Below are 3,618 nucleotides of genomic sequence, written 5' to 3'. Positions count from 1 at the left end.
GACACTCCACACACACTCGCCACGCGGCGTAGTTGTCTGAGGGTCATTTCTTCTAATGCGTTATCTGTCGCCACGATCTGACCTCCGAATAATGTGGAAATAGCAAATTCAGCGAACTTGTATCTACACTTGTTGTCATCTGTAAAAGTTGCTATCGTTAGTCAGTGGATTACTGACCTAACTATCTTTAAGCTGTTTATTAAATTTCTAGAGTCTGCTCAGTCGAGGGTGTAGCTCGATTGCAGGTGACTAAATTGCGATCTTTAAAAATACATCTGTTAATTTAAGTTACTAGTTTCCGAACCAGTTATAGGTTGTTGTTAGTTATTAATAATTGATGTTTCTTTAATCCATTTAACAAAACTTTGCCCTAGTTAGTCAAGGGGGGATCGCCTTCAATTTCTGGGGTTTAACGAATTTGCGTCGTTTGGGCTGTGGTAATTGTCAGGGTTTCTTGACAATTTGTATGATTTTAGATCGATAAGTGATTGTACTCAGCGCAGCGGCAAATGTTAGATATTAGTGAGTTGCGATCTTCTTAGCGGAGGCAGAACCCGGATCTGTGGGTACCCTAGGTCTACACCGATCGACAGTTAGAGATCTGTAGGTTGGGCTGAAGAATGAAACTAGAGCACACCTAAACCATAAAAGCAGGATCTCTAAATATTTAGTAACTGGCTTAAGATTGCTGGTACGGGAATGAGCGTGAGGATTAAAATGGCTAGGATGCCGATACCTAGGGCATCTCGCCAGTGATTTAGATCGGAGACATCATTGAGTGCGGGTTCGTCGATCGCGGGGATGAGCGATACGAAAATTGCTAAAAATAGCAGATCGGTATTCCCATCTGAAGATCTAAACCGAATTACGCCGAGAATGAATAAGATTAGCTTACTTAGCTGGGAGACGATCGCGCTGGTTTTTTGACCGAACATCCCATGCACGATGTAGCCGCCATCGAGTCGGCGTAAGGGCATCAATTTGACCGTGATTACTAGGAAACTAATATAAGCGGCGATCGCGACTGTATTCAATGAGATCGCGCGTTCGGCGACAAATCTACTGCCTAATGCTAACTTACTCAATAATGTCAGCAAGATCGAAAAGCGCGGGTCGAATGCGTGAAAAGATAACAAGGTGGACTTGAGTTCGATCGGTACGATCTCTGATTGGCTCAGCCCCCACAGTAACAATGGAATCGCGATCGCCAGTCCGAAAATCGACGCCCCAAAGCCCAGATCGAACACGGCTTTGCGGTTGGGAATGGGCGATCGCATTTGCACCAGACAGCCATAAGTACCCGGCCAAAATGGTAATGGAATAAAATAGGGTAAATTGGTGTCGATCTGATAAAATCGCGCGACCAAATAACGCCCTAAGTCATGCAATCCTAAAATCGAAATAAGGCTCATCGCATAGGGTAAACCCGCTTGAAGAATCTCGCCGATATCGCCTTGGGGCAACCGGGCTAGCGCCGCACCAAAATAGGTCGTCGGAATCGATGTGAGCATTAATAATACCATCGCGATCGCGCCATCGAGCCACCGTTGCGATCCGGTAATTAGGGTCTGCTGGGGGCGGGGGACGAGGGCAAAAAAGGGCTTGCCTGTCGATAAGCTATATTGAAATAAAATAAAAAACCGATCGCCGAATAAATCTTCCACATTATGTTTGAGGGTCGCATAAGCGGTATCGGGATCGGTTCGCAATTTACCGCGACATAAGACGGCTTGGGGGCGATATTCAATTTTTTCAAGAAAAAACACATTCCAAGCAAAACAGGTCTTGAGGATCGCCTCCTCGTGAGCTTCGATCGGTCGAGCGCTAGTAGCTGGCTCAGTCTCTGCTAGGGTGGTCGTTGCTGGGTCTTCGGCTGGCGCTAAAACTGGCGAATCGATCGCTTGGAGCAGGGCTGGATCGGTAGGAGCAGCAACCGGGTCGATCGATCGCGATCTCGGTCGCCGCCAGTCGAGCAACCGCCAGTAGAGAAACCAGCACATGGAGCAGCCGACAATCAAAATTGGCAACGGTGGAACTTGCTTACTCCACGTTACTGTCGCACCCGTCAACAAGGGTGGAATCATCAGGATCGCCCACAAAATCCAGAGCGGCACTACAGTCACCTGACTGACAGTTCGATCCAGAATGATATATGTCAAGACGCCCGCTAAGATTAAGATGAATAGTAGAGACAACCACATGAATAAAATTACTAATTAATCGATCGAAACAGAGAACTAGTTGTTGCCATCGATTTGCGATTGAAGCACTCGTCACCCAGGCTTCAACCGCAGCAGTCTTAGCAATTGCTCAACTTTATTTAAACTCTTTATGCCGCCCGAATCAAACTTATCTAACCCATCACTATCAATTACAACTCCTGTCACTAAACCGCCAACAGAAATTCTACCAGGTATCTTTGCTTTTCCCCCCAACCGTGATACCCTCGGCGGGACTGCTTACGCGATCGTCACTCCCAATGGCAATATCTTAATCGATAGTCCCGCTTGGAATGATGTCAATCGCCAGTTTGTCCGCGATCGTGGTGGCATTCGTTCGTTAGCAATTACCCATCGGGGGGGCATCGGTCAAACTCCAGCGATCGTCTCTGAATTTAACTGTGAAGTTGTCGTACAAGAACAAGAAGCCTACCTACTTCCAGGACTAAAAGTTACGACTTTTGAGTCTAAAATTAGTATTAACGATAGCATACACGCAATTTGGACTCCCGGACATTCACCCGGATCTTTTTGTGTCTATTATGCTGAGGCTGGTGGTGTATTGTTTACAGGTCGGCATTTATTGCCGGACCACTTAGGTGCTGCCGTACCCATCCGTACTCCCAAGACTTTTCATTGGCCGCGCCAGCTTCGCAGCGTTGCCGCTATTTGGCAACATTTTCCCGCCCTACAACCGCTGAGCCATATCTGTCCGGGTGCGAATACTGGCTTATTACGCGGTCGCGGCACAATTAAAATCGATCGCGACCGCTCAGCAGTGTAACTCTCGACTGCTCTGGGTGGAACGCGAGCGACGTTGGCGAAGCTTCGTCAATACTCAGCTCGCTTTCCCTCCCCAAATCCATACTTCACACCACAACACTTACAACTTGTCAATTTAGGGATGAATCCAATACCAGTCCCTAATTCTGCTAAAGTAAGTAGGCGATCTTTAGTGAGCGACAAAGCTTTTACTTTTAATTTAGGAAAACAACTATGGACTTCGACTTTCGGCTGTTAATCGTGCTTGCTCCTCTAGCTGCTGCGGCTGGTTGGGCTGTTTTCAATATTTTGCCAGCCGCCCTCAGACAAATTAAAGAACTCTTACGCGACAAAAACTAATAGAAATATCTACTGGTTTTTGTCGGTAGTGGAATGGTGCCATTATTGCCATCATTCTCCGAGCATTCATCTGTGTCCAGGCAGACATCGATCGCCGCAGCTAGCTTAAAATCCTTCTAGCTGGTCGAGTCGGAGCCAAATGTTTGGTGTTGGCACTTGCCCGAATTTAACTAGCGCGTAGTCCCCTCGGAGATCTAACACCTCACCTTTGGTTTCAAATAAATATTTGGGAAATCTGGCGTCACTAGCTTTAGCTTCGAGACTGTTTGCCAGCATA

General features: G+C 46.9%; 4 protein-coding genes. 2 read left to right on the top strand and 2 right to left on the bottom strand.

The genetic code is table 11. The features are described 5' to 3' along the window. Window positions 1–659 precede the first annotated feature (659 nt). Window positions 660–2,201, bottom strand: a complete 1,542-nt coding sequence (locus tag RMO35_RS09290) for a site-2 protease family protein (RefSeq protein WP_309740480.1) — start codon at window positions 2,199–2,201, stop codon at window positions 660–662. 130 nt (window positions 2,202–2,331) lie between these two features. Between RMO35_RS09290 and RMO35_RS09285 the strand changes: the two genes are divergently transcribed. Both RMO35_RS09285 and RMO35_RS09280 read left to right on the top strand, forming a co-directional pair. Next, window positions 2,332–3,003: an MBL fold metallo-hydrolase gene (locus RMO35_RS09285; RefSeq protein ID WP_309740477.1), complete on the top strand. Its 672-nt coding sequence runs from the start codon at window positions 2,332–2,334 to the stop codon at window positions 3,001–3,003. A 212-nt stretch (window positions 3,004–3,215) separates the two neighbouring features. Further along, entirely contained in the window at window positions 3,216–3,341 is a 126-nt protein-coding gene (locus tag RMO35_RS09280; RefSeq protein ID WP_309728675.1) for a photosystem II protein Y, read from the top strand. Window positions 3,342–3,446: 105 nt separating this feature from the next. Here RMO35_RS09280 and ndhO read toward each other — a convergent pair whose 3' ends face one another. Further along, complete coding sequence (ndhO, locus tag RMO35_RS09275; RefSeq protein ID WP_309740483.1) at window positions 3,447–3,617, bottom strand: NAD(P)H-quinone oxidoreductase subunit O; 171 nt, start codon at window positions 3,615–3,617, stop codon at window positions 3,447–3,449. Window position 3,618: the final 1 nt, after the last annotated feature.

This window comes from Chamaesiphon sp. OTE_20_metabat_361 (genome assembly GCF_031364565.1).
The sequence above is the reverse complement of the archived record's forward strand: the minus strand, read 5'-3'. Positions and strand labels throughout refer to the sequence as shown.

Excerpts from the sequence above, each read along its gene's own strand:
- RMO35_RS09290 (WP_309740480.1), bottom strand. The coding sequence starts at position 2,201 with ATGTGGTTGTCTCTACTATTCATCTTAATCTTAGCGGGCGTCTTGACA.
- RMO35_RS09285 (WP_309740477.1), top strand. The coding sequence starts at position 2,332 with ATGCCGCCCGAATCAAACTTATCTAACCCATCACTATCAATTACAACT.
- RMO35_RS09280 (WP_309728675.1), top strand. The coding sequence starts at position 3,216 with ATGGACTTCGACTTTCGGCTGTTAATCGTGCTTGCTCCTCTAGCTGCT.
- ndhO (WP_309740483.1), bottom strand. The coding sequence starts at position 3,617 with ATGCTGGCAAACAGTCTCGAAGCTAAAGCTAGTGACGCCAGATTTCCC.